The 25681-nt window shown below is 38.9% G+C and carries 22 protein-coding genes; 8 read left to right on the top strand and 14 right to left on the bottom strand.

Features of this window, described 5'->3' with window-relative positions:
• Nucleotides 1-43: 43 nt before the first annotated feature.
• From BF9343_RS09245 to BF9343_RS09190, 12 genes are all read right to left on the bottom strand, one after another.
• Nucleotides 44-3241 carry a fibrobacter succinogenes major paralogous domain-containing protein gene (locus tag BF9343_RS09245; protein ID WP_010992772.1) on the bottom strand — a complete coding sequence of 1066 codons (3198 nt, stop codon included), beginning with the start codon at nt 3239-3241 and terminating at the stop codon, nt 44-46.
• 34 nt (nt 3242-3275) lie between these two features.
• Complete coding sequence (locus tag BF9343_RS09240) at nt 3276-5513, bottom strand: hypothetical protein (protein ID WP_010992771.1); 2238 nt, start codon at nt 5511-5513, stop codon at nt 3276-3278.
• A gap of 28 nt (nt 5514-5541) precedes the next feature.
• Nucleotides 5542-6498: a FimB/Mfa2 family fimbrial subunit gene (locus tag BF9343_RS09235; protein WP_005786989.1), complete on the bottom strand. Its 957-nt coding sequence runs from the start codon at nt 6496-6498 to the stop codon at nt 5542-5544.
• Nucleotides 6499-6571: 73 nt separating this feature from the next.
• On the bottom strand, nt 6572-7663 hold the full coding sequence (locus BF9343_RS09230; RefSeq protein ID WP_010992770.1) for a hypothetical protein: 1092 nt from the start codon (nt 7661-7663) through the stop codon (nt 6572-6574).
• A 20-nt stretch (nt 7664-7683) separates the two neighbouring features.
• Nucleotides 7684-8880, bottom strand: coding sequence for a DUF3868 domain-containing protein (locus BF9343_RS09225; protein WP_005786984.1), 1197 nt, complete (start codon nt 8878-8880; stop codon nt 7684-7686).
• Between the two features lie 8 nt (nt 8881-8888).
• Nucleotides 8889-9467, bottom strand: a complete 579-nt coding sequence (locus BF9343_RS09220) for a DUF3575 domain-containing protein (RefSeq protein WP_005786983.1) — start codon at nt 9465-9467, stop codon at nt 8889-8891.
• Between the two features lie 42 nt (nt 9468-9509).
• The gene (locus BF9343_RS09215) at nt 9510-10409 is read right to left on the bottom strand and encodes a helix-turn-helix domain-containing protein (RefSeq protein ID WP_010992768.1); all 900 of its coding nucleotides are present in this window, start codon (nt 10407-10409) and stop codon (nt 9510-9512) included.
• Nucleotides 10410-11202: 793 nt separating this feature from the next.
• Entirely contained in the window at nt 11203-12081 is an 879-nt protein-coding gene (locus BF9343_RS09205; protein ID WP_010992767.1) for a FecR family protein, read from the bottom strand.
• Nucleotides 12078-12653 (bottom strand): RNA polymerase sigma factor, encoded by a 576-nt coding sequence (locus tag BF9343_RS09200; RefSeq protein ID WP_005786975.1) that lies wholly within the window; start codon nt 12651-12653, stop codon nt 12078-12080. Before BF9343_RS09200 ends, BF9343_RS09205 begins: the two co-directional genes overlap by 4 nt.
• A 430-nt stretch (nt 12654-13083) precedes the next feature.
• Entirely contained in the window at nt 13084-13653 is a 570-nt protein-coding gene (locus BF9343_RS23930; protein ID WP_224223166.1) for a hypothetical protein, read from the bottom strand.
• On the bottom strand, nt 13578-14003 hold the full coding sequence (locus BF9343_RS23925) for a hypothetical protein (RefSeq protein ID WP_224223167.1): 426 nt from the start codon (nt 14001-14003) through the stop codon (nt 13578-13580). The genes BF9343_RS23930 and BF9343_RS23925 overlap by 76 nt, the downstream gene beginning before the upstream one ends.
• Before the next feature lie 133 nt (nt 14004-14136).
• Complete coding sequence (locus BF9343_RS09190; RefSeq protein WP_005786971.1) at nt 14137-14412, bottom strand: HU family DNA-binding protein; 276 nt, start codon at nt 14410-14412, stop codon at nt 14137-14139.
• A gap of 240 nt (nt 14413-14652) precedes the next feature.
• Here BF9343_RS09190 and BF9343_RS09185 point away from each other — a divergent pair, with 240 nt between their 5' ends.
• The 5 genes from BF9343_RS09185 (at nt 14653) to BF9343_RS09165 (ending at nt 19629) form a co-directional block, all read left to right on the top strand.
• Nucleotides 14653-15195, top strand: a complete 543-nt coding sequence (locus tag BF9343_RS09185) for a hypothetical protein (protein ID WP_005786969.1) — start codon at nt 14653-14655, stop codon at nt 15193-15195.
• Between the two features lie 138 nt (nt 15196-15333).
• A complete protein-coding gene (locus tag BF9343_RS09180) occupies nt 15334-16596 on the top strand; it encodes a carboxypeptidase-like regulatory domain-containing protein (RefSeq protein WP_010992765.1) in 1263 nt (420 codons plus the stop codon).
• A gap of 52 nt (nt 16597-16648) precedes the next feature.
• Nucleotides 16649-17200: an RNA polymerase sigma-70 factor gene (locus BF9343_RS09175; protein WP_010992764.1), complete on the top strand. Its 552-nt coding sequence runs from the start codon at nt 16649-16651 to the stop codon at nt 17198-17200.
• On the top strand, nt 17197-18045 hold the full coding sequence (locus BF9343_RS09170) for a FecR family protein (protein WP_005818022.1): 849 nt from the start codon (nt 17197-17199) through the stop codon (nt 18043-18045). The genes BF9343_RS09175 and BF9343_RS09170 overlap by 4 nt, the downstream gene beginning before the upstream one ends.
• A 24-nt stretch (nt 18046-18069) precedes the next feature.
• On the top strand, nt 18070-19629 hold the full coding sequence (locus tag BF9343_RS09165; RefSeq protein WP_005794770.1) for a carboxypeptidase-like regulatory domain-containing protein: 1560 nt from the start codon (nt 18070-18072) through the stop codon (nt 19627-19629).
• 18 nt (nt 19630-19647) lie between these two features.
• On the opposite strand, the gene BF9343_RS09160 is transcribed toward BF9343_RS09165, so the two are convergent.
• Nucleotides 19648-20547 carry a DMT family transporter gene (locus tag BF9343_RS09160; RefSeq protein WP_005786960.1) on the bottom strand — a complete coding sequence of 300 codons (900 nt, stop codon included), beginning with the start codon at nt 20545-20547 and terminating at the stop codon, nt 19648-19650.
• 88 nt (nt 20548-20635) lie between these two features.
• Here BF9343_RS09160 and BF9343_RS09155 point away from each other — a divergent pair, with 88 nt between their 5' ends.
• The 3 genes from BF9343_RS09155 (at nt 20636) to mtgA (ending at nt 23678) form a co-directional block, all read left to right on the top strand.
• Nucleotides 20636-21979 (top strand): MATE family efflux transporter, encoded by a 1344-nt coding sequence (locus tag BF9343_RS09155; RefSeq protein WP_005786958.1) that lies wholly within the window; start codon nt 20636-20638, stop codon nt 21977-21979.
• A gap of 154 nt (nt 21980-22133) precedes the next feature.
• On the top strand, nt 22134-22808 hold the full coding sequence (locus tag BF9343_RS09150) for an OmpA family protein (RefSeq protein ID WP_005786956.1): 675 nt from the start codon (nt 22134-22136) through the stop codon (nt 22806-22808).
• A gap of 123 nt (nt 22809-22931) precedes the next feature.
• Nucleotides 22932-23678 carry a monofunctional biosynthetic peptidoglycan transglycosylase gene (gene mtgA, locus BF9343_RS09145; protein WP_005786953.1) on the top strand — a complete coding sequence of 249 codons (747 nt, stop codon included), beginning with the start codon at nt 22932-22934 and terminating at the stop codon, nt 23676-23678.
• A gap of 103 nt (nt 23679-23781) precedes the next feature.
• Here the strand turns inward: mtgA and BF9343_RS09140 are convergent, their stop codons facing one another.
• On the bottom strand, nt 23782-25671 hold the full coding sequence (locus BF9343_RS09140; RefSeq protein WP_005786951.1) for a SusD/RagB family nutrient-binding outer membrane lipoprotein: 1890 nt from the start codon (nt 25669-25671) through the stop codon (nt 23782-23784).
• Nucleotides 25672-25681: the final 10 nt, after the last annotated feature.

Raw genomic sequence — 25681 nt, 5'->3', positions numbered from 1 at the left:
CTTCACAGACCATAGTCAACATAGTAAAGTTTAGTATCCGGTACTAATCTATATCCTTGATACAACGGACATGTACTCCATAACGTGTAGAATGTGTAGTACGAACACGTATACCAGAATTGTCAGTCTTTAGTTCCAACAAGTAAGGATTAGTTCCTCCTGCATCTTCTTTTATCGTACTCCAATATGTTGTGTAAGATTCTACTTGAGCAAGACCTGTTGAGTTCAGATCTCTGTATCCACCTTTAGATGGCATAAATAAGTAATCATCTTGTTTTTCTGCGGTAGGCAATGTCACAGTTCCAAACCAATAGCCTGCTACACCATTCTTTAATCCATATACATATCCGGCACTAACCAAATTATCAAAATCCGCTTTTGATGGTGTTTTCCAACCAATCGGACATGGATCATTTAAAGGATTCCATCCGGTATAAATTTCTTCCTTATCAATATCCAAAGGATCCTTACAATTCCAATTATAATAGTCTCCTCCATTCCAAACTTTACTTATGTACTCCTGTGTAGTGGCAAATTTACCAGAGCATAAATTTCCAGACGCCCAGATTGAATTGCCTACCCAATATCCCTTTACCCAAATAGCCTTAGCCACCAAATCTGAAGTTATGTTATTGACCAATCCTCCTAAAGCATACTCTTTACCATTAATGCTCCAGCCCACATGAACCCGTCCAGAAGCTTCCAATCTGGTACCAGAAAGTTGAACAGAACCATTCTGCTCCACATGCTGTCTTAATAATTTAGTTCCTTTCGGAATAATAATATCCCTTCCTTCCTGCTTATTCACATCATATGAAAGCGTATATATCGGAGTTACAGGTTCTGGAGAATCATCGACAACACACCGAACAGTCCTAAACCAATATCTACCCGAATTAGGGGAAATAAGAAAATCTCCTCTCCCCCCTACTATAGCTACACAGGCATTAGTTGCCGTTGCAGAAGAGGAATTATAATATGCCCCAAAAGATAAATTAGTCAATCTACCGTTACTATTATCTCTCAAACCGGATACAGGAAAATAAATATTTAATAAAGTTGTACCTGCCGGTACTTCGTATTGTCCCCATTGATGAGACTTGGAATTATCCTCTCCATAGGGACCTATCGTTGTAAGTAAATCGTGATTGTTCTCTAAAGTTTTCAATTCATATCCCGATGGGGTCTTCCACTTCTTTCCAAGAGGTGCCCATCCTCTTGCAGTCATATATCTACAAATATCTCCAATTCCTTTCGAATAGTCATCAATATTCAATCCGGATAAATTATCCTCTCTATTGCTTTGATTCAATGGCGGGACTATTTCATTAATAGCATAAGGGATATTTCTAATATCATATACTTCACTAGTCGGATTAAAAGTAACCTCCGGAGTGGAGGCATCTCCTCCTAATGCAAATAAAGATCCATATCTAAAATAAAGCCCCTGATAACGTTCATGAGGTGCTCTCTGCCCCTCACTCGGGGTATCATCAAAAGTCAGTTTTGTTCCGTCCCAATAAATATTCGACCCGGCAAATTGAGGTAACGATGTTTTTAATTCGATCAAACGGGTATTCCCCACACTATTATACGCACAGATTTTTAGATCCTGATTTCCAATGCGTCTTCGATAAAACAAATATAAATCAGTACCTCCTTCTAAAGATGTCTCTATCTCAGTTCGTCTATCCAAAGAATTGACCATGGTAGCTAAACCTACGTTTCCATTGCCGGATTGGGTATCAGACTGAATATATGCACTAACAATATGTTCTCCAATTAGTACTCCATTATTACCGGATTCATAGTTGGAAAGAAAAACATTCTGTTTAGTCACAGATATATCTTTCACCAAATTACCAATTGTAACTCTAACAGTTCCTTCAGCCGAAACAGAATTAGTAAAGTTAACCTTAATATCTGTTGAGTTAGAGTTTATTGTTTGTCCGGCTACCAGTTCCATCCCTCTTGCGTTAAGCAATTCGATGGACGACGAAGGTGCCACATTCCCTCTATCATAAGCATTCGTAGTGACTGTAGTCACTATAATATCATTTTGTTCTCCGTCCGCATAAAAACAAAACTCTGAATTCGACAGGCCTAAATAATATTGGCCGTTAGCCACTAATTCATGAAAATCATCCAGCAAAGTAACCCGGCATACAACCCCTGTACCCGGTTGATAATTCACTAAAGCCTCCTCAATAGTAGCATATCCCCTATTCTCCACTGACTCTACATTGATTTTATAGCTGACATTGGGCTTATTTAATTGTGCACTACTTTTAGGACCACCAAGCTTCACGTAAAAATATCTATCAATATTATTACCAAAATGTCCTGACAAAATGATCCCATACTCTCCACCTCTATTATCTCCGGTCAAGAATGGATATACATAAACCGGACGGTCAGAAACATCCGACTTAGTAGTATTTCCCACAATATCACTAATTATCAGTCCTGAAAGACGAGTAGCAGTATCATCTTTCGTCCCATAATCAACAACCTCCTGAGGCGTCACCCTATCAATTGGAAGCATATTATCAAAATATCCCACTGACGGGACATCGACAACTGTGAATCCTGTCAATATAAAACTATTTTTCTGATTCGCTTTTGTCGCATCAATGTATAGTTTAGAAACTATTCTGCTCAAATTCACCACTTGTTCCAATGACATATTTTTCTCTATTTTATCGACCCGAATCATTGAAGTCATTGGAATCTTCTCATTAACAAAAGGAATTCTTCCCTGCGGATTGGAAAGTGGAGTCAATCCTGCACCTCCCGATGAAACCGGATCACCAAATGTCAGCAGACCGGCTATCTCATCATATGTTTTCCCACTGAAAGACTCCTTTTTACTCATAATCATTGCATCCGCATTCGCAACAAAATACAACACATGCGGTTCATTACTTACTGATAGCTGCACAATCATCTGACCGGCTATTTGTTTAGTCGGTACAGCCTCCACAAAAACAGCATCCGAAGTTGTTGCTCCTCCGGCCGGCAGTTTAAATGATAATACCCATGGATTATCAAAATCACCATCATTGTGAATTGTTGCTTTGGTAACCGGTTTATTGAAAGAACCCGATTGAAACTTTACAGCAATATTAGCTTTCCCTTCAGGTGCTTCAGGTATACGTCCTGAAGCATCATTAATAATATTTTCGTCCGTACATGCATATAAAAACATAAACAGAACGAACAGTATACTTATATAGTTCATAGATTTCTTTTTATACATAAAACAAGGACGTAATTCAATTTATACTACGGGGAGCCCATTTAGGCCTGACAACCAGATCTTTATTCACATTAGAAATAACAGCCCCTAACATATACTCTTTTCCATCCACAACCCAACCGGTATGGAGTCTACCGTCTGAAGAAGTTAAAACCTGATCAGAAAGTGTTATGCTGTTGCCAGCATCGACATATTGTTTTTTGATAAATATATTTCCTGAACTCACAGTTGTACGGGCATGTGCTTCATCTATATTATAAGTCAACATATATAAAGGCTTGATCGATTCAGGACTGTCATCTACCACACAACGAACAGGCATCAAATTCGCATCTCTAAGCACTCCAGCATGAATGAATGGAATATCATTCTGCTCTTGCTGAAACGTATATATCCGTTCTCCGCTTTTAGGGGAACTACACATATATCGGATATAACAACCTTTCTGAAAATATCCACCGCTCACACTTGCAGAGCCACTGGCGGGGAAAAAATATCGATTGTCAATTCTGATACCTTGTTCCAAGGAAGTATTTCCACTCCAATCTGAGTTTTCACCGATATCGGTCCAAATTCCTTCTGTTTTCTTTACATCAGCAGAAATAATAGCCCGCCAATCTTCCTTGGTAGGCGTTCTCCATTTCATTCCTTTCTCTGATCCGGGTGCAATACCCCTTCTTGATAAAAATATACAGATATCCCCTATATCATTATTAGGAGAGAAAGGCATATTTGACATAGACTCCGGATAATCCATATCAGTAAGATATGGAATATCACTGCTTACTGTATATCTGGCACCTGAAGCGTTCCAGATAATCTCTGATAATTGGTTATTACTTCCTCCCGAACGGGCAACTATTCCACCATACTTGAAATATACACCTTGATAATGTTCATGAGGTGCTTTTTCCCCTTTCTGAGGTACATTATCAAATGTCAATTGCTGTTTTAATTCATCCCAATAAACATTGGAACCTGCTATTCCAAGCCCATTCACTATAATCGTTCTGCGAAGTCCGGCTGCATAAATCAGTAAAGTATCCGAAGTCACGGCTGCTGTTTTACGTTTTATTGTCAGAATCCCATTTCCCCTTCCGGTTGTCTTATCATAAGAATATGTCAGTTTTGTCTTACGCATATCAAACTTAGAACTCACATTTACCACTGTACCATCCGATGAATACAAACCATCTGATAAACGAATGTTTTCTTCCGCAATATTTTTTGTTACAAAATGAACATTACTCTCTGTTTCATAAGAATAAGGAACTTCTACCTTAGAAAATTGAATCTCAACGCCGGAAACATCAATGTTGTCAGTAGCATTTCCCCAAGGCAAAGCAACAATATTATCAATCACGACCCCACTCGTAGTGATAGTGCCCATTAATTGATAATATTTATTCCTTTGAGATTGACCGATTGATAATTTATGAGTTTCCGGTACGCCATCACGAAGAAAAGTCACCTTAATATAACAAGGTATTCCTCTCCCCAGTAATTCTCCTATCAAATAATTGGAGCGTATGACAGTGTAATTCTCCGTACCATCATCAACAGATAATATCTCTATATCCCTATTTATCATTTGGTCGTATCCTAAAATTAGTCCGTCGTAATTCAATGGATATAAATAAGAAAAAGACGGATAAGAATAAAAGGTAGCCGCTTTCAAAAGAATTCTGTTTTTCGCATTACTTCTTCTCAACTTCAATTGAAGTTTAGCAGCAAGACGCTCCAACTCGACATCAATCACATTTTTCCATAATACACCATTATCAAAAGATACAGTTCCATATGAACTATTGTCTTCTCTTACCTTTACTATTACTCCCTCTCTGATCCAGGCTAATGGTAACCCTCTCTCCGATTTCCCGTAAATACTGGGTATTTGAACTCGGTTAACTTCGTCTTTTGTAGAAGCATCATTCAATTGTTGTGTCATCTCTACTGTTTCATTGGCAACAGCATACAAAGTATAATTACCAGGAATAATGGAAAAAGTAAAATTCCTATCTACCGGGTTATCGATCATCTGATTTATGACAACCTTACCTAAAGCAGACACTGCAATAAAACGGAATTTAGAAATAGTAACTCCACCCTCTACAAAAGAACGTGTGGAAAGCTCTATTTGAACAGGATTACTATTCTGAATCTGATCCATAAACTCATCTTTATCCGCAATACAACTATATATTAGTTGCAACAGAAATAATAATGGGAGAATTCTTTTTATAGCTTTTCTCATACTCTCTTTACAAACTATTTTATAATGATTAGACCTCCGGATTGATAGAAATAATTTCCCAACCATTAATCTTCATCGAGACCAAAGTCAACCCATCAAACTTGAGTTCAATTTCATAATAATCTTCTCTATCAAGATCCATCTGTTGATTATATTTAGGAGATTTCATTATCTCCTCAATAATATTCAACCCTTCGAATTCTGGTATAATATTATTTCCACGGTTATCCAAAAAATGTAAAGAAACCCAGCGGTCCTCCATTAAACGCAATATATTATATGTAAATATTTTCCCCTCACTTCTAGTATTAGAAGACAACGGAACATATATTCTTTCCAAAGCATCATTGGGTATGGCATTTCTGTAATTATACCTTCCGTTATCCGCTGAGAGAACAGGAGTATACTCCATATGCTCCAAGCCCAATACACGAAGTTCCACACGATTTGTATTCTTTGTAAAATCAATCATGTAATTAAACTCTTTTCCCGACCTCACCTCTACATTTTCTACCATTCCCACAAACAAGTCTTTTAAAGAGTCCGGAAACAAAGTGCCTTGCCTGACAGATACAACTTTCAGCCGAAAATCATTTAAGGATGTTATGAAAGGCTCAAGTCCGGATTTAAAGAACTCTTCAGCCGTACTATCGAATGTTCCGATATGATAATCAGCCAAATCCCCACCGATAGCTACAATATCATATCTGCCATCAGGCAGATTAAGTTTCATAATATTTCCGCCCGAAAGATTATATCCGGAATCAACTTTCATCGTAACAAATTTCTTTTCGGAATCGAAAACATATACTGTTACAACATCCACAGAAGAAGAAAATAAATCTTCGTTGGCAGGATTCAACACATATCTGAACTTCAAGAAAGTTCCCTGTGAACAATCATCGGTATTCTCCGAAATACACCCTGATAATAAAAAGAAAAAGAGAAAACAGATAATCTGAAACTTTATTTTCTTATCTTCCATCGCTACTAATATCTTGATGAATTAATTTTAGAAGAAGGGGCATTTTAAGATACCCCTTCAATTTAGAAATGGTTTATACTTCCGGTTTGATAAACACAAGTTCCCAACCTTTCACTGTAACTGTTACATCAACATTAACTGCATCCGGATCCGGATCAACAGTAACAGGAGGTACAGGAACATCCATAATTTTTTTAATATCAGCTAAATCCAGTTGGTATACTTTTCCATTAGCAAATTCTCCAATGTATGATGAGGAAGTATTATCTTTTAAAGCTACTACGTTCAACCAACCTGTTTTCGAAAGAGCTCCAACTCCATTCATTTTATATTCAACTTCCATAATCACATGAGGATGATATTTAGCAGCCTCTTCTTTAGTTGTCGCAGCGGCAGATAAAGAGGCAATATGGAAATCCTGTGGAAAAAAATTATAGCCATCAGCTTTGCCAGAATCAAACTTAGTAATAGGAGTCCCGATAAATGTATTGTATAAATTTGATTTAGTACCACCAGCAGTATACGCAGTCGTCCAATCAGGAGCCGAAGCTTTGGTTGTTTTTACAACAGCAGCATCTGCTCTTTTCTGTTTTACATTATTCAAATAGATTCCTTTAACCTTAAGTTCTGCCAGATTTGTGAATGAACTTCCTAAATCTCCTTTAACTTCAACACGAGCCATCTCCGGTGCTACTTCTATAGAACAGGTAGAAGTAGATCCCCCAGTAACAATTGCAGCACCTCCAACCACACGTACTGCATCAGATGTCACACCTCCCTGACGAGAATTGACATCATCAGTCTTTGTGGCAGAACCATCAATATTACCCTCTACTTCGATATAAGTAGCTGCACCGGAAATCTCAACCGTTTTACTTCCTGTTCCTGTATCCAATCCTGTAAAATCAGAAACTTGAAGTGTCAAAGTATTGACAACTCCACCATCTTGAGCAGTCTTCGCATACAACTTTACAGTTCCACTCATAGTCACCATATCTCCAGAATTAGCAATATTATCAATTGCCCTGGTATGAGCCATAGCCGGTAAATTAAGTACTACAGAAACCTTCTTAGACATTGAAACGGGAACTATTTCCTCGTTAGAACACGATGTAATCACCAGAGCAGTACATGCTACTGCCAGCATAGAATTCACTTTCATCATAAAAATAAAATTAAAAATTACTATTGTTTATTTAGTTCGTAATACACTTTTATATATCCCGCATAACGGAGTTTAGGAAAAAAGTGCTCTTTGATATAGCGATACGGTTTACCGCTTTTCAAATCCATCAGTTTACGTTCTCTACCATCTTTTATACTTATATGATCGATGATATCCAACACCTCTCTTTTATAACTTATATCAGACTTCAAAATCATCGTTCTCAATTCACTCCAATTTTCTCCTCCATTATAAAGTTCTAACTGTTCATCTTGGATAGCTGTATTCTCTTTTAAAAAATCACAAAGACCCTGGATACGGTTAGCAGCTAGCTGCTTATTATAATCGTATTTCCCCTCAATAGAAGCAAATCCTCCAATAAGTACTTTTACAACTTTCGAATCATCAGCAGCATTAAGCTTATTAATAATATCTATTATTTTAGCACAAACCTCTCTGTTATTCATGTAACCGCTATCCACTTTTGCACTGTTCCAAGGGAAATAAATCAAAAGACTATTAGCCACTTCTCCATTAGCAAGTTTTTCCTTATCTCGGATAATATCCGATTTAGAGAAAGGTTGTACAAATTTCTCCTTCTGGGAAATTTCCTGCGCAACTGTCATCGCAGCTCTCTCTGAAATAATATCATTTTCTCTGATATTCTCGGCTATTAAGGGCAAAGTATTATCAACGATATCCAATACCAATTCTCCTCTTTTCAAGGCCAATACCTTTCCACAACCACAATCATCTCCACGTAACTCCAGTCTTGCATTTCGCATCCATTCCTGAGCAGGTAAAACGGCTGAATATTGTACTGTTCTTTGTTTTTCCGGGCCATAACCTTTCAATACGAGAAAATATTGTTCTTTTTGCTCTTTCAAAGCTACCTTGCGATACTCTTTCGAAGAAACGTACCTTTGATAAGCTTTGTATTCCATCCGTCCTTTTAAAAGTATTTTGGGTAACTTTGCAACACTATCTTCACCATGCTCATAAGATATAAGTACCGGAGTATATTCAACTGAGTGATTAGTACTTACTTTGACATTTTCAATATCTATTGTCATAGTTAAGCGTACCGAATCACCATCCAATTCCATTTGGCAATCAGGTACGGATATTCGATTGTACTCTGCTTCCATAGCTCCAATATCAAAAGAGCTCCATATGATAAGCCCTAAAACAAAATATCTTTTCATATATTTTTCCATATTACACTCTACTTAATTACATAAATCAAAGACAGTCCTACCTTTGTTGGTCCGACAAAATGTTTATTACCTGAATTTATTTTCTCACTACAACGGTAACAAGGATACTTGTCATATTTTGCATAAGCATATCCCAAGCCTACCGTCACCTCCAGATTCCACCGATTAGATAAAATCCACTGATACCCATAAGAAACTCCGGTTCCAGCAAGCCATCCCTGATAACGATTATTCTTAATAAAATTTGTTTTTATTCCCCAAGGAAGAGTCCCGCTCAGATTATAAAAAGCATAATGTGTATGTAAACCAATAAAATGTCCTCTATATCTCTGGCAGGTCCAGTATCTGACTTCAGGTTGCACCATCCAGTGCTTTATTTTATGATTATCAGAGAATGTCCACGGATTATAATTCCCGGATAAATCCAAAGTCCATTTGGGACCTAATCCGAATTCCATTCCCAAGTTGATAGTAGAGGTCATGTCATACAATATGTTGGTCTTTGCAACGATATTTTGAGCATAAAGAAGGTTACACTGCCCTAACAGGACACTAATTAAAAAAGACCATATTACTTTCTTATTCATGATTATCTGAACTAATTTATTTATATATTGATATCTATCTTTTTATTTCCGGAAACCCAATGTGACCGATTCACGGATATTTCTGGGAGTATCTCCTACATAACGTTTACAGTAATTACAAAAATTCGCATATGTAGAAAATCCAAATTCATCCAATATCACTTTTATAGGAATATCTCTATCCAATAGTCGCGCTTTTACGTGTTGTGCTTTTTGTTTCATCAACCATTTGCTGGGTACTTCCGAAAAACAACTGTAAAAAAGCCGTTGAAAAGTCTTCAATCCATACCCACATTTATCTGCAAGTTCCTGCACGGTTCTGGCCTCCAAATAAACTCCCATAACTTTATCTTTAAAAGTAAGCGAAGCAGCTATCGAATGATAAAAAAAATTCACTTTTTCCTCTTTGGTATAATAAGCCCGAAGAATGAGAAATAACTCCTTTTGTTTCAATTCGTGCATGTGCTGACAGCTCATACCTGAATCCAAATACTTGACTAATAATTTTAGAAAAGTATCCAATGGAACACGAATATCAAGTGATTTAAACTCATATTTAAAATCAGTGATAAACGCTCCTAATTGTGACAAAGAAAGTTTATCACACAACTGAACGGGTATTCCATAAGAAAGAATTATTAAGTCTGCACTTTCCTTGGCGAAAATTTTGAAATCAGCAGATCTTGGCAAATAAATCATTTCTCCTTTACCAACCTCGTAACCAACACATTCATTAAAATCAACTATTAAAGCACCTTCCAACAGAAAAAAAAAATAGTTATTTTTAGCAGAAAGTTCGCACCAAGTTTTTCCCTTTTGCAATGTTAAGTGCCTGAAACCGATCTCCGGATTTCCATTATAAAAAAGACAATTCAAATGTTCATCTAAATAATTAACCCTTTTTGCTTGCCTCATTTGTTGTTTCATTATATATATCTTCATAAAACTGTTTTTAGGGAGGGGGGGGATGACGACGCACATATGTCGAATAATCAATAAAATTCTACTCTATCCACAAAACACACTTTAACACCTCATCACAGACTCCTAAACAACAGAATATATCAGTAACCCAATATATCCTGCATTTTTTTGCAAAGAAACGCAACAATAAGCTACCACCTGTTACCCGAACAAGACCTTTTATTCACTCTATAAGACACTCTAAAAAATAAAATATGCAACTCTCTATAAAACAATAATTTATATAAAAAAAGAAAAGAAGAAAAAATAGAAATCATATTTTGAATAATAATTGAAAAGAAAATAAATGAAAATTATATCGACATCAGTAAAACAAACCATTTGTCAGAAAATAAAAAAAGACACTACTTCTCTTCTCAAAAACATCTTTTCAGATTAGCTAACATAATAACACAAAAAAAACACTGAAGTATATTGGTCATAAGGTTATCATATCATCTGAATTCATAAAAAGCTTTGTTCTGCAATGACTCCTGCACAAATTAGACTAGACTGATAACCAGTAAATATACCGATACCTCCTGTAACATTTGAATATAATGAATAAAATTCTTTCCACTATCAATGGTATGTTTTTCCCAAAACAAGTAATGATGATATTTAATCGAAGTATTGGCATTAGCATTAGCCTCAAAAGCAGAATCCTCAGTTATTATTTTCAGATTCAGAACTTTATTTTGAAAACGTTGCCGGACGTAAAATATGAAAAATCCTCGCACAGTATTATCTATTTCAACGTTAATCCATGCTCTCACCGATTTTCCCGACCTATTTTCATATCATTCTTATATAATCTCCATTCACCACCTACATTTTTGCATTCCAAATTAAAAGGCTCAAACACCAACTGAATTGCTAAATCTAAATCATCGACCGGGAATATACCGGTAAAGCGCAAACTGTCACAATATCTGTTACATAACACGGTTATTCCGTATACTTCTTGGAGTTTTTTGATCACATCATTTAATGGTATATTTTCATATACACATTGTTTTCTTACCCATACCGGTTCTAATTCTTTTTGGATATTCAAAGATACTTTTCCGAGAACAACAGAAATATTCTGATTAGCTGTTAAAATCTGTCCACTGTTTAGTTTACCGTTTTCCACTTTAATCTTTCCTTGAAAACAATATGCTTTAAATTGACCGTTCTTTTGACTAACGCTGAAACGTGTACCAAGAACGGAAACCTTATATGGATCCGCATTCACAACAAAATGGCTTCCCTTATACACATCAAAATATGCCTCTCCCTTTAACTTCACTTCTCTGAAAAAACGGAATCCCCAACGATTATAGTGAAGTGAGGTATTCCTATTGAGACATGCAACAGAGTGATCTGGAAGTTCAACCAATATTCCTTCTTTTTCCGCAGAAAAAACAGTCAATTGCCCCATAGAATACCATCCCAAGACAACCACTACGACACATGCACATATAGCCACTGCAGACCAAATTCTTTTCTTTTGAACTTTTCTTTTTTTCTTCTTGATAATCTGCGAAAAGGTAGAAGTCATTTCCTGACGTTCCTCATTACTCAGATGTATCTCATTGAGTGTAACATCTTCCAACAATTCTTTTAAATCTGAATTTTGCATTCTGGTTACTTGCTCTTTTTCCATCATAGCCTGTCAATTATAAATAATACAAACAGAGAAACGGCTTCTTCTATTTTATGTTTTCTCATTATTTTCAATGCTGATGAAAGAAGATTATAAATAGATTGTTTATTGATTCCAATGGTAGTTACAATTTCTTCTATATCCATATCACGAAAATAGCGCAAATAAATAATTTCTCTTTGTCTTGGACTAAGTTTATCTAACATTTTCTGAACAAAACTACTTTTTTTCGCAATTTCAATATTATCTGAACTCTGAACCTGCTTGACTGCCAATAAAAACTCTTCTTCGCTAATTTCCTCTATAGACAGATGAGGGGCTTTTTTCAGTTGATCCAAAAGTTTGTAACGTACTGCCCGACATAAATATGCCCGTACGTTCATCAAATCATCCAAAGAGTTCCGCTTTTCATATAGAGATATAAAAACCTCTTGTATCACATCCTTTACAACACAGCTATCCCGATTAATTTTCATTCCATAAGAATACAAAAAATCTACGTGTTCAGAAAACAATAAACTCCATTCTTGTTCATCTCCACTTTTTATTTTTCTCCAGTCTATATTTTTTTTCATAAACAAAACGTATTAGAATATTATATTCCAATTATTTTCAAAATAATATATTGTTATAGAAACAACATATTACATACAGAAGTAACAGGTTAGCACATCACAATATCAAAATTTTGGTTTTAAACAAAAGAAGGCAAAGAAAGTTCTGAAAGTCGAGACGTTATTTATCCCGTATCCAATAAATCAATCTGTTCTCATTATATCCTTGATCAATATGAAAAATGGGAAATATGATTTTCATACACCATATCTCCCACTCCATATCTAATAATTATTACCTTGCCTATTCAACAATAACAGCCCGATTCAATTTAGGTCCCCCAAAACGATTATTCGTATCACCCTCAGCTTTTTTAATAAGACGATTAGCGGATATACCATATTTATTAATCAGCAAATTATACACATAATCTATTCTCTTTTCACTTAATCACTGGTTTAGTTCCTTACTACCGGTATCTTTATCTGCTGAACCAATTAAAATAAATGTTTTGTTCCGGTCTGTCTTCATTGCATTTTTCACGTAGAATTTCAAATTTACTAATTCTTTTGAGTCCAAAACCGTTTTACCTATTTCGAAGAATAAAGCTACGGGTGAAGCAACGGGCCTTAATTCTACAACCACTTCCAGATCAGCTTTTCTGGCATTTTCTAATTCTGTAATCAGATGTTGTACCTTTAAATCCAACTCTTCATTCTGAATACGAAGTTCATTTATATAATTGTTGTAACGGCTATAGTCCGCAGTTGCAACTTTACTCACAGGAGTAAAAGTTGTTTTACCCAGTTTAAAGTTTAATCCTAATGTAACAGAACTCATACCTTCTCCCTTACATCCACCGACGACTCCATCAAAATTCTGATTAACAAACATTTGTCTCGTCCCCAGTGTTAAATCAATTCTTTTATTTAGACGGAAAGTATTTAATATACCCAGTGCAGCAGCAATTTCATCATTATGCTGATTACTACCATAGGAACGTGCCCATCCAAATCCCACAATAAGGAATAAAATTCCTTGTATCCGGCAAAAGCATTCGACCAGTTCCACATAAGGTCTGTATGTATATTTAAAATTCCGAATTTTTCCTTATAGTAATTCCGGCATTGCTTTTTGGCATACCCACTTTGAGTAGTTGTCAGACCTTTAGCCTGAAGTCCAGCATATTGTAAACGCACTCCATAAGCAGGAGTTATCCATTTACCTACCGATATGTCTAATGCGGGAGACAAACGATTTCCCAAAGTTACCTTATGGTCATACTCTCCTTCATAAACATTAATACCCCCGGCTATATTTACAAACCAATTATCAAAAAAACGATTAGTTTCGTAAGTCTTATGATGCAAAATACCAGATTCTTGGTTATCCGTTTTTCTGTTGAGCTATACCACATACAGACAACAGACTTAAAGCTATTGAAATAATTTCTCTTTTCATTTATTATCCATATTAATTAAAAACATATAAAACTGCTATTCATTACTCTTTATCAGTTAGCTTCATCTTGTATCCCGGAGTAAATTTCACCACTTTTCTAGCGGGAATCACCATATTCTCCCCGGTAGATGGATTCAACACATTTCGTGCTTTACGCATTTTTATAGAAAATGTACCAAATCCAACTAAAGTCACACTCTCTTCACGAAGTATAGCCTCAACCATAGCATTCATAACAACCTCTACAATAGCAGAAGCTTCTTTTGCATTCAGGTTACCCCTCAATGCCACTTTTTTAATCAAATCATGCTTATTCATTTTAAACAAATTAAATATTGACCATAAAAATAAAGATGATATTATAATTTGGCTGCAAATTAAAGGATATAAACAATATCCGCTATTACTTAATTCCCCCAATTGATTCACTTTATGCGACACAATATGATAACAAGAAATTTTAATGTAGTTTTATCAACGATTAAAGTACTATGATAACTAAAAAAACTATCTTTGTTTTCATTCAATAACCAGATATAAATAAAACACCTTATTACTATGATCGTACAGGATTTAAATTTTGATCAAACAGTCGCCATGGCAAAAGCCAAAGCGGAAAGCATGATACAAAACGGACTTTATTCACGTTTCGGGTTATCCGAAAAAGAGAGACTGGACAAAGCCCTTCTAGGCTGTATCGGAGAGTTGGCATTCCAAAAACACCTGAAAAATCTGGGAATCCCATTCGAATTGGACCAGACAGATTTCCAATCCCATCACTCCGATGAATTTGACGTAAAAGTAAACGGTGCCAAAATTGATATCAAAGTAGCAAAGAAAACAACTGCCAACCCTCCAACCGACAATTGGACCTATGGTTATCCACAAGAGCAGCACCCCGAAACCAAAGATTACGTCGTTGTAGGTTGGGTAGACTTCAACAGAAAAGAAGTTGGCTTTTATGGTTGGATCAGAGGAAAGCAAATAATGGAATTTAAAGTTGTCACCCAAAATTCTTATGCCAAGTATCCCTATCTGACACCTAACCATGAATTCAAATGGGGATGTCTCACCAAGGATTTGAATGAGATTTTGAAGTAAAACGATTAAATTATCCTTGAAAAAGACTCTTCATTGAAGTTTTTTCATTTTTCTTCAGAAATTCGTAGGGTATTCTCCGTTTGAACGATCTTATATACAGAAAGCAAACTATTATTCACCCTTTAAACTCTGAAAAAGATGAAAACGCAATGGATAAGATCAATCGGATGTATACTGGCAGTTTTGATTCTGTCGGGCATCATGCCACTGGCTGCACAGGACAATGCGGAAAGATACACCACGATCAGTGGAGTAGTCAAAGACAAACTCAACAAAAAGAAACTGGAGTATGTCAATGTATCGATACCGGGAAGCAGTGTCGGTACCGTCACCAACGCAGACGGTGAGTTTACTCTAAAGATTCCCGAGTCGGTTCAGGCCAAAGACATTGAAGCCTCACATGTAGGTTATCTCAATTCCCGTATCCCTTTAAAAGAAGAAAATCCCACAGAACGGATTGTCTGGCTCACTCCTTATGCCAACCTGCTTAGTGAAATCCTGGTAAGAGCCAGAGATCCACGCAGCATTGTGGAAGAAGCACTTCGCAAGATTCCGGCCAATTATAGTCCCCAGAGCAACATGCTCACAGGATTCTACAGGGAGTTGGCTCAAAAAGGGCGTCGCTATATCAATATTTCAGAGGCTGTAATCAATATTTATAAAACGCCCTACAATGAAACTGCCGAACACGATCGGGTTCAGATTTACAGAGGACGCAGACTGTTGAGCCAAAAACAGAGTGACACACTGGCTGTAAAATTACTCGGAGGCCCCAATATGGCCATTTATATGGATATAGTAAAGAACCCGGACTGCCTGTTGGCTCAAGAAGACCTATTGTTCTACGAATTTCGAATGGAAGACCCGACCAGCATTGACGACCGATCCCAGTATGTCATCAGCTTCCGTCCAAGAGTAAAATTATCCTATCCCTTATGCTATGGTACACTCTACATCGATAAAGAGCGACTGTCATTCACACGCGCCGAGTTTAACCTCAGCATGGATGATAAGAATAAAGCCACTCAAGCTATCTTAAGAAAAAAACCTTTCGGACTGCGTTTCAAACCGGTAGAAGTATCATACCTGATATCATACAAAAACCTGGGAGGGATCACTTACCTGAGTTATATCCGGAACAATATCCGCTTTAAGTGTGACTGGAAGCGTAAACTGTTTTCTACCAACTATACCATCTTATCGGAAATGGTGGTTACGGACAGGAAAGAAAACAATATTACAGCTATTCCATATAAAGCAGCATTCAAACAAAATCATGTATTCTCAGACAAAGTGGATAACTTTACCAGTGACAACTTTTGGGGAGGCTATAATATCATAGAGCCTACAGAGTCATTGGAGCATGCAGTAAACAAATTAAAAAAGCAGCAGAAGCAGTAATCACTTTTTATAGTATCTTTGACGAACTCTAACTCCCGATATATCCCCCAATATGCTGAACGACGTATTTATACTTACTCAAATAAAAGAAGGCAATATAAAGGCGTTTGAAACATTATTCCGCCAATATTATACTCCGCTTCGCCTATACGCCGCCAGCATAACGGGTGTACCGGACGTAGCCGAAGAAATCGTCGAAGAATTGTTCTATGTATTCTGGAAGGATCGGGAAAAACTTGAGATTTTTCATTCTGTCAAGAACTATCTCTATCGGTCTGTACGTAACCGCTCTATCCAATATTGCGAACATCAGGATGTCAAAAGGCGCTATCAGGATGCGATTTTATCCGTTCCGGTAAATATAGCTTCACCCGATCCGCAAGAGCAGATTGAGTACAAAGAACTGCAACAAATTATAAACCGAACCCTTGAGAAACTACCGGAGCGCCGTTTGCATATCTTCCGACTACACCACACAGAAGGAAAAAAGTATTCAGAAATAGCCTCTCTCCTCTCACTATCGGTAAAAACAGTAGAGAAAGAAATGACCCGTGCACTCCGGACTTTACGAAAAGAAATTGAGAATTATATCCAGATATCATGAATCGAATCGAAAAAAACAAGACCCAAACCGATCAGGCGTGGAATAAATTACACAATCGCCTGGAGACAGACGGACTGTTACCAACGGTGACAGAACGTCGTTTTGCCACACGTCCGACCGCATGGATCGGCATAGCAGCCATTGCAGCTATTATAAGCCTATGTGTTTACCTGCCTACGGTGTTACGGACCGACCGCCATCTTTCCGGCGGTGAACTATTAGTCAAAGCAAACAAAGAAGAGAGCATACTGGTCACCACGCTTGAGGATGGTTCCGTTGTCTATCTGTCAGAGCAGACTTCACTGGAATATCCCAAACATTTTTCTAAAAAAAGAAGAGAAGTGAGTTTGAAAGGAAACGCCCTTTTTGACATAGCGGGCAATCGTGCACGTCCTTTCTTCATCGAAACCGGAAAAGTACAGATCGAGGTGATAGGTACCGCCTTTCATGTGAGAAACAGTGGCAACTCTCCATTCGAATTAGCAGTTCAGAGAGGTGAGGTAAAAGTTACTCAAAAGCAGAATGGCCAGGAAATACATGTCAAGGCCGGAGAGACCGCTACTTTATTGGGCGATGAATGGCAGTTGACTGTGACCGAGAATTCCGAACAGTTTACCCGATACATGCAAAATATGCGTTTCAAAGACGAACAGTTGGATCACATCCTGCATGCCATCAACCTTCGCCAGACGGAAATACATCTGCAAAGTTCCCCGGAACTGGGGAAACATGTACTGACGGTTTCGTTCTCAGAGGATTCTCCTGAGAAAATGGCCGAGCTAATCGGCCTTGCACTGAACCTGAAGTGCACACGCAATCAAAACATAATCACCCTCTCCGAGTAATCCCGGAATCAAAACCCCAAAACAATGAAAGCCTCGAAAAGTCTCTGCCTGCAATGCCTGTTCACCTGTCTGCTATTATTCATAGCAGCCCGGGTAAAGGCGGATGACTCCGGTATACTCGATCGTATCATCCGGTTACCGAAAAGTGAAATGACCGTTTATAAACTACTTTCTAAAATAACGGAAGAGACAGGATACCTGTTCATCTACGACAGCAAACTGGTTGACAATGAACGTACGGTAAAGTTGAAAGGTGGAAAACAGACCGTACGCCAAGCCATTTACAGTATAATTGGTAATGACAACCTTAAACTACGTTCGGTAGACAAACACATCATCATTTATCGACCGGAAACGGCATTAAGTATAAGTAAGGAAGAAGGTTTATGCAGAGACAGCACACTCTCATTCACTCTTGAAGGAACATTAATAGACCAACTATCCAGAGAGCCGATCCCCTATGCTACCGTAGGTGCCGAGGGTTCCTCCATCGGTAGTGTCACCAATCAAAACGGGAGTTTCAGGCTTCATCTGCCCGATTCCCTCCGAAACGGCCGGATTCGCTTTTCACATCTGGGCTACGTACCGCAAACCACGGATGCATCCCTACTTGCCGGACGAAACGGAACTTTTGCTCTGGAGCCTAAGGTAATTCCCCTGCAAGAGGTTATTGTACGCATTGTCAATCCGGTGCGTCTATTGAGAGAGATGCTGCAATTCAGAAAAAAGAATTATTCCAAAGTCCCTGTCTATCTGACCTCTTTCTATAGGGAGGGTATCGAGCAAAAGAACCGGTTTGTCAGCCTGACTGAGGGAATATTCAAGATATATAAGGCTTCGTCAAGTACCCCGGAAAAGACCGACCAAGTAAAGTTGTTGAAAATGCGCCGTATCACTAACCAAGCTGTAAAGGATACCTTAATTGCTAAAATGAAATCGGGTATTCATGCCAGCATCGAGTTAGACCTAATCAAAAGTTTGCCGGATTTTCTGCTTCCGGACTCCAAAGAATGTGTCTATGTCTACACTTCCAGCGACCTTGCTGTTATCGATAACCGGCTTGCCCATGTAGTCTCCTTTGAACAGCGTCCAAGTATCAAGTATCCCTATTATTGCGGTGAACTCTACATCGACTCGGAAAACAGCGCCCTGCTCCGGGCACGATTCGAGTTGACTCCGCGGTATATACATAAAGCAGCCAACATGCTGGTTGAGAAAAGAAGCCGCAACATCCGGATTATTCCCCAAAAGGTGGTTTATACCGTATCCTATAAACCTTGGAAACAGACATATTACATCCACCATGTACGCGGAGACTTACACTTTAAAATAAAACAAAAGAACAAATGGCTCAACAATACCATCCTACATACATGGTTTGAAATGGTCACCTGCAAGATAGAAACGGATAATGTCAGCCGTTTCGACCATAATGAGCGGTTGTCCGTACATACCATCTTTGCGGAAACTCCATTTGTATACGACAAAAGCTTTTGGGAAGATTTCAATGTAATTCCTCCTGAAAAAGAGTTGAGTGAAGCCATAGAGAAGATTTCATCGAAAATCGAAGAGACAGAAAATTAAAGCAATTGCCGACACTGTTTATTTCTTCAAGTTCACTCCCCTTTCGGCAATATATACTCCGCTCAGAATCAGTGCCGATCCCAATAAAGCAACTATTGTGATGGTTTCGTCGATCACAATGGCAGAGGTCAGCAAAGTAATAAGGGGAACTACATAAATATAACTGGTGGCACAAACCACTCCCAATTGTTTCACTGCCGTATTCCACATAATATAGCACAGCATCGAGGCAATCACCCCCAGAAAAAGCAGATTTAGAGCGACAACGGGCCGGAACAGGATATGTATATCCGTCTGTAAAGGATACACTAAGAATAGGGGTAAAAGAGTCACCAAACCATAAAAGAAAACTTTCCGTGTAATGAACAATGTCGGATAATGAGTATTCATCCTCCTGAGAAGCAAGCAATAAAAAGCCCACATTAATGCAGCTATCAGGGTCAGAATATCACCGGCCGGACTAAGCTGCAAAATGAAACTACCATTAAACACAACCAGTCCCACTCCGATAAGCGCCATCAAAGAACCGCCTATCAGACGTGCTTTTAATTTATCACCCTTATAGAAAAAGGGTGCCAACAGTGCAGTCAGAATAGGAGTCGTACAGATAATTAACGATACATTGGAAGCAAGCGTCATACCCAATGCCGTATTTTCGGCTACAAAATAGAGCGAACCTCCACATAGTCCGAGTCCTACAAACCGCAGTTCGTCCTGCCAACTCTTAGCCAGCAACACACGAGGAGAGAAAAACCAGATGCAAATATATGCCAATAAAAAACGGTAGAATAAAATATCGACAGGTGACAGGCCATATTTTATTAAAACTTTAGTAGCAACGAAAGTTGTTCCCCATATCATTACTGTCACCGCTGCCATCACATGATACCATCCGGCCGTTCTCTGAGTTGTTTTCATATTCTTCTATAAATTTTCTCCGCAAAGATAAGGATTGCAGCCGGAAGAAAGTCGTATCTTTGCCACTCATTTCTTATTAAATAATATCATGCAAGGAATCAAGAATCTGACTCAAGGTCCTATCAATAAACAATTGTTTAACCTGGCGATGCCCATTATGGCCACCTCGTTTATCCAAATGGCATATAGTCTGACAGATATGGCTTGGGTAGGGCGTTTGGGGAGTGAAGCCGTCGCCGCCGTCGGTTCGGTAGGTATCCTGACCTGGATGTCGGGTTCCATTTCCTTACTGAACAAAGTAGGTTCCGAGGTCAGTGTAGGTCAGTCCATCGGAGCACAAAATCATGAAGATGCCCGTAATTTCGCCTCACACAACATTACTATCGCCCTTATTATTTCACTTTGCTGGGGTGGACTGCTTTTCCTGCTTGCACGTCCCATCATCGGTATCTACGAACTGGAAGCACATATCACCGAAAATGCAATCGCTTATCTGCGCATAATCTCTACCGGATTACCTTTCATTTTTCTTTCGGCAGCCTTTACCGGTATTTATAATGCCGCCGGAAGAAGTAAGATACCATTCTACATCAGTGGTACCGGATTGGTATTGAATATCCTCCTCGATCCCCTTTTCATCTTCGGTTTCGGGCTGGGTACCAACGGAGCAGCCTATGCTACTTGGATTTCGCAAGCAGCAGTATTCGGCATTTTTATCTATCAATTACGTTGCAGAGACGCTTTACTGGGACGATTCTCTTTCTTTACCCGGTTAAAGAAAAAATATACCCATCGTATCCTTAAATTAGGTTTACCGGTAGCTACCCTTAACACCTTGTTTGCATTCGTCAATATGTTCCTTTGCCGTACAGCATCCGAACAAGGAGGGCATATCGGATTGATGACCTTTACCACCGGAGGGCAAATTGAGGCTATCACCTGGAATACATCACAAGGATTCTCTACTGCCTTAAGCGCATTCATTGCCCAGAACTATGCAGCCGGACGAACAGACCGTGTGATCAAATCGTGGCATACGACTTTGTTGATGACTTCAATTTTCGGTACGCTCTGCACCCTGCTTTTTGTATTTTTCGGAAACGAAATCTTTGCTCTCTTTGTTCCCGAACAAGCCGCTTATGAAGCAGGAGGCGTGTTTCTCCGCATCGACGGTTATTCACAACTCTTTATGATGCTCGAGATCACGACACAAGGTGTATTCTACGGTATCGGACGCACCATTCCACCTGCCATTATCAGCATCACCTGCAACTACATGCGTATTCCGCTCGCCATTCTGTTTGTCCGCATGGGCATGGGAGTAGAAGGTATCTGGTGGGCTGTTTGCGTCACTACTGTTGCCAAAGGGCTTATTCTGGCCGGTTGGTTTGCATTGATTAAACGGAAAGTGTTGTCGCGCCCGATACTCTGAAAAGAAAAAGCACAGCTTAGACAACAAAAGCACATATCTTCTTGTTTTTTTTACAAGGTAAATGACAGGCAAAACAAATAATCTGTATATTTGCCACGTTTTTATAAAATGGAAGTATCCATTTAATTATTAACTATATAAAAAGAGCTTAATTATGAAGAAAATTAAATTTATGGCTTTGTTTCTAAGCATGGCGCTTGTTTTCGGAAGTTGCGGAAGCATGAATAATACAGCTAAGGGTGGTGTCATCGGCGGTGGTTCGGGAGCGGCCTTGGGAGCTATTATCGGTGGTATTGCCGGTAAAGGAAAAGGTGCTGCTATCGGTGCTGCAGTAGGTACTGCCGTAGGTGCCGGAGCAGGTGTTCTCATTGGTCGTAAGATGGACAAGAAAGCTGCTGAGGCTGCAAAGATCAAAGACGCACAAGTAGAACAAGTTACTGATAACAATGGTCTGGCTGCCGTAAAGGTAACTTTCCCCTCAGGTATACTTTTTGCATTCAACTCTTCTGCACTAAGTGCAGCATCTAAACAATCGTTGGCTGAATTTGCCAATATCCTGAAAGAAGATCCGACAGTCGATGTAGCCATTATCGGTCATACCGATAAAGTAGGCAGCTACGAAGCTAACCAGAAAGTATCGGCCAACCGTGCATACGCCGTTGAAAATTATCTTCAGGCATGTGGCGTTAAACCTTACCAATTCAAAAAGGTGGAAGGTGTAGGCTACTCACAATACAACGAGTCGGAAACACCGGAACAAAACCGTCGTGTAGAAATATTTATGTACGCCAGTGAACAGATGATTAAAAACGCTGAAGCCGGTAAATAACGATTTCATAATACACCCCCAGGTGTTTTATGCCATGTGCCAATATACTGTTTACTCCTTCATACAAAAAGGATGGTAAGTCAGTATATTGGCACATTCGTATAACCAACAAGATCACACACAATGAAACTCCGGAAACCCTTTCGCATTCTGCGCAATCTGATCCTTTTTTTCTTTATCTCCTCGATCGGTGCCGTCATTTTCTATCGATTCGTGCCGGTATATGTCACTCCACTTATGATTATCCGCTCTGTCCAGCAACTCGTTTCGGGAGAAAAAGTGGTATGCAAGCATACGTGGGTACCATTTGATAAAATCTCTCCCAGCCTGCCCATGGCGGTGATTGCTTCGGAGGATAACCGCTTTGCCTCTCACAACGGATTCGACATGATAGAAATCAAAAAAGCGATGAAGGAAAACGAAACCCGGAAAAAGAAACGGGGTGCCAGTACCATCAGCCAGCAGACAGCGAAAAACGTCTTTCTTTGGCCACAATCTTCGTGGATACGAAAAGGATTTGAGGTCTACTTTACATTTCTGATTGAAACTTGCTGGTCGAAAGAACGGATTATGGAAGTATATCTAAACTCCATCGAGATGGGTAAAGGTATTTACGGTGCTCAGGCAACCGCTAAATATAAATTTAAAACGACAGCTGCCAAACTGACCCGGGGACAGTGTGCCCTGATCGCAGCAACTTTACCAAATCCAATACGATTCGACTCGGCACACCCCTCACCTTATATCAAACGACGCCAAGGACAAATTCTGCGACTGATGAATCTGGTTCCGAAGTTCCCTCCTGTTGATAAGGAAAAAGCGAAAGGACAAGATACAAAAAAACAAAAGAATAAGAAAAAGAAGAAATAACAACTTCGCCAAACCGCCCCGATAATGTGAGGATAATATAGAAAAAAGAGGCCACTTCTGCAAAAATCAGAAGCAGCCCCGGAGATTTATGTAAAACAGAAAATTACTGTTGAGGACCTGTACCAAAAGCCGGTGCCTCTTTATCATACCAAACACGTTCTTTGCTTAACGTCACAGGTGAATTACTCATCTCACCTTCATACGTATAGCCCTGTGCCTGATAGGCTGCAATTGTAATGTCACGGAGCAAATCAGAATCAAGAGGTTTGCTTACCGGGAAACGTCGAGGAATGACGTACTGGTCACCCAATAACGGATCAAAATCCTGATATGGCAACAAGGTACTGTTCTTCATTGGCACTCCCGAACGACGGGCGGTAACAAACATGTCCATCGGAAGCATCAGATAGTGAATATATTGCTGAATATAAACTTTCTCAAGGTCTTTACTCAAATCACCTGTCAGATGGTATGCATCATGTGACAGCATTTCATCAATCATGCCTTCTTTCAGGCTGATTGTCTTATCGTGTACATCGCCTGTGTAGGTTTTATCATAATAAGGAATATGATTCTTAGCGGAAACAAAATCATAACCACGAACAGACATCTCGACACCTGCACTCAAATACTGTTGTGCGGTCATCGGCAGATTGGCACCCAATAATTTGAATTCCGCCAGCAGGAGGTTGGTTTCACCTGCAGAGAAGTACAGTCCGTACCAGCCGTATTCTTCTTTATCCTGTACGGGAGCTACATCGGGAACATCGGGAAATGTGTAAATCAACAGACCTTTAATATTTTCGGTATTCCGGTAGGCAATCGGAGTATAGGTCTTTTTCGCACCGTCTTTGCTCAGCAAATAGAACAACTCGTTATTGGGGTCGAAATAGTCTTTGTACTCTTCCTTTTTATTGATATCCACTTGACAAGGAACTCCATAATAGCGTACCCAAGGCTCTCCGGGAGCTTTCCAGCTCTCAAAGTGTTTCTTTCCGTCCGCATCGACCGTATAGTTCACATTGGCTTCTACATAAGACGGTAAAGCTCTTTTTTGATCAAAGAAACCTTGAACTACATTAGAGTTGTAATCGTTCTTCTGGAAAAAGTAAAACAAACGAGGGTCACGATTGCTCACCATAAAATCGATTAACTGCTTAGTTCCCGCACCAACGGAAATATCATTGTTCCAGTTATTGTCTCTTTTACCTTTATTGAAAACAAAATCATCGTCGAGAGTTAAAATAAGACCGGCCGGATTCTGGGCAGCCTCATTCACAATGGCAATCGCACGAGCCTTGTCTTTATTAATCAGGCGTGCAGCAATTCTGAGTTTCAATGAGTTTGCCAGTTTAGCCCATTTATCAAGTTTTCCTCTATAAATAAAATCCTGCGCACCAAGCACGTCTTGCGGATTGTTCTCTCTCAGATAGTTAATTGTCTCGTCAAGCTGTTTCAGCCAGAGTTCGAACAATTCTTCCTGCGTATCGTATTTCGGAGTCAGAGTCCCACCATAACGGGCCATTTCTGCCTCTGAATATTGACGGGATCCATACATATCCGAGTCTTCAAGTCCCAAGTACACCAGCATCGGATTACATAAATAAGCAATATATTCGTATTTTGCTTTTTCATCATCCGACATCAGACTGATCTGATGCTTTATTTCATTCGTATAACGAAGCACCTCGTTGACCTGATAGCCACAGCCGGTCTGAGTTACCATATTCAATTTGCTCGAGTTTCCACCTCCTGAGGCAGTTGCCTGCACCCAGGTAGACATTGCATCGAAACCAGCAAACCACTGAAGATAATCGGCCGGCTGAAAACTCATGGCACATTGAGTAAATAAATAGCGTACGTTCGGTTTTGAGACTGTGGAGGGATTGGTATTCTGTCCGGCAAATTCGTCTTTACAAGACGACATCAGGAAGCCTGTACCTACAACAGCCACAGCTGCCATATATAGATATTTTTTCATCATTTGTTTCATACTAAATATC

The organism is Bacteroides fragilis NCTC 9343, from assembly GCF_000025985.1.
Classification (GTDB): Bacteria; Bacteroidota; Bacteroidia; order Bacteroidales; family Bacteroidaceae; genus Bacteroides; species Bacteroides fragilis.
Note: the sequence above shows the minus strand (reverse complement) of the source record. Positions and strands in the feature narration are given on the sequence as shown.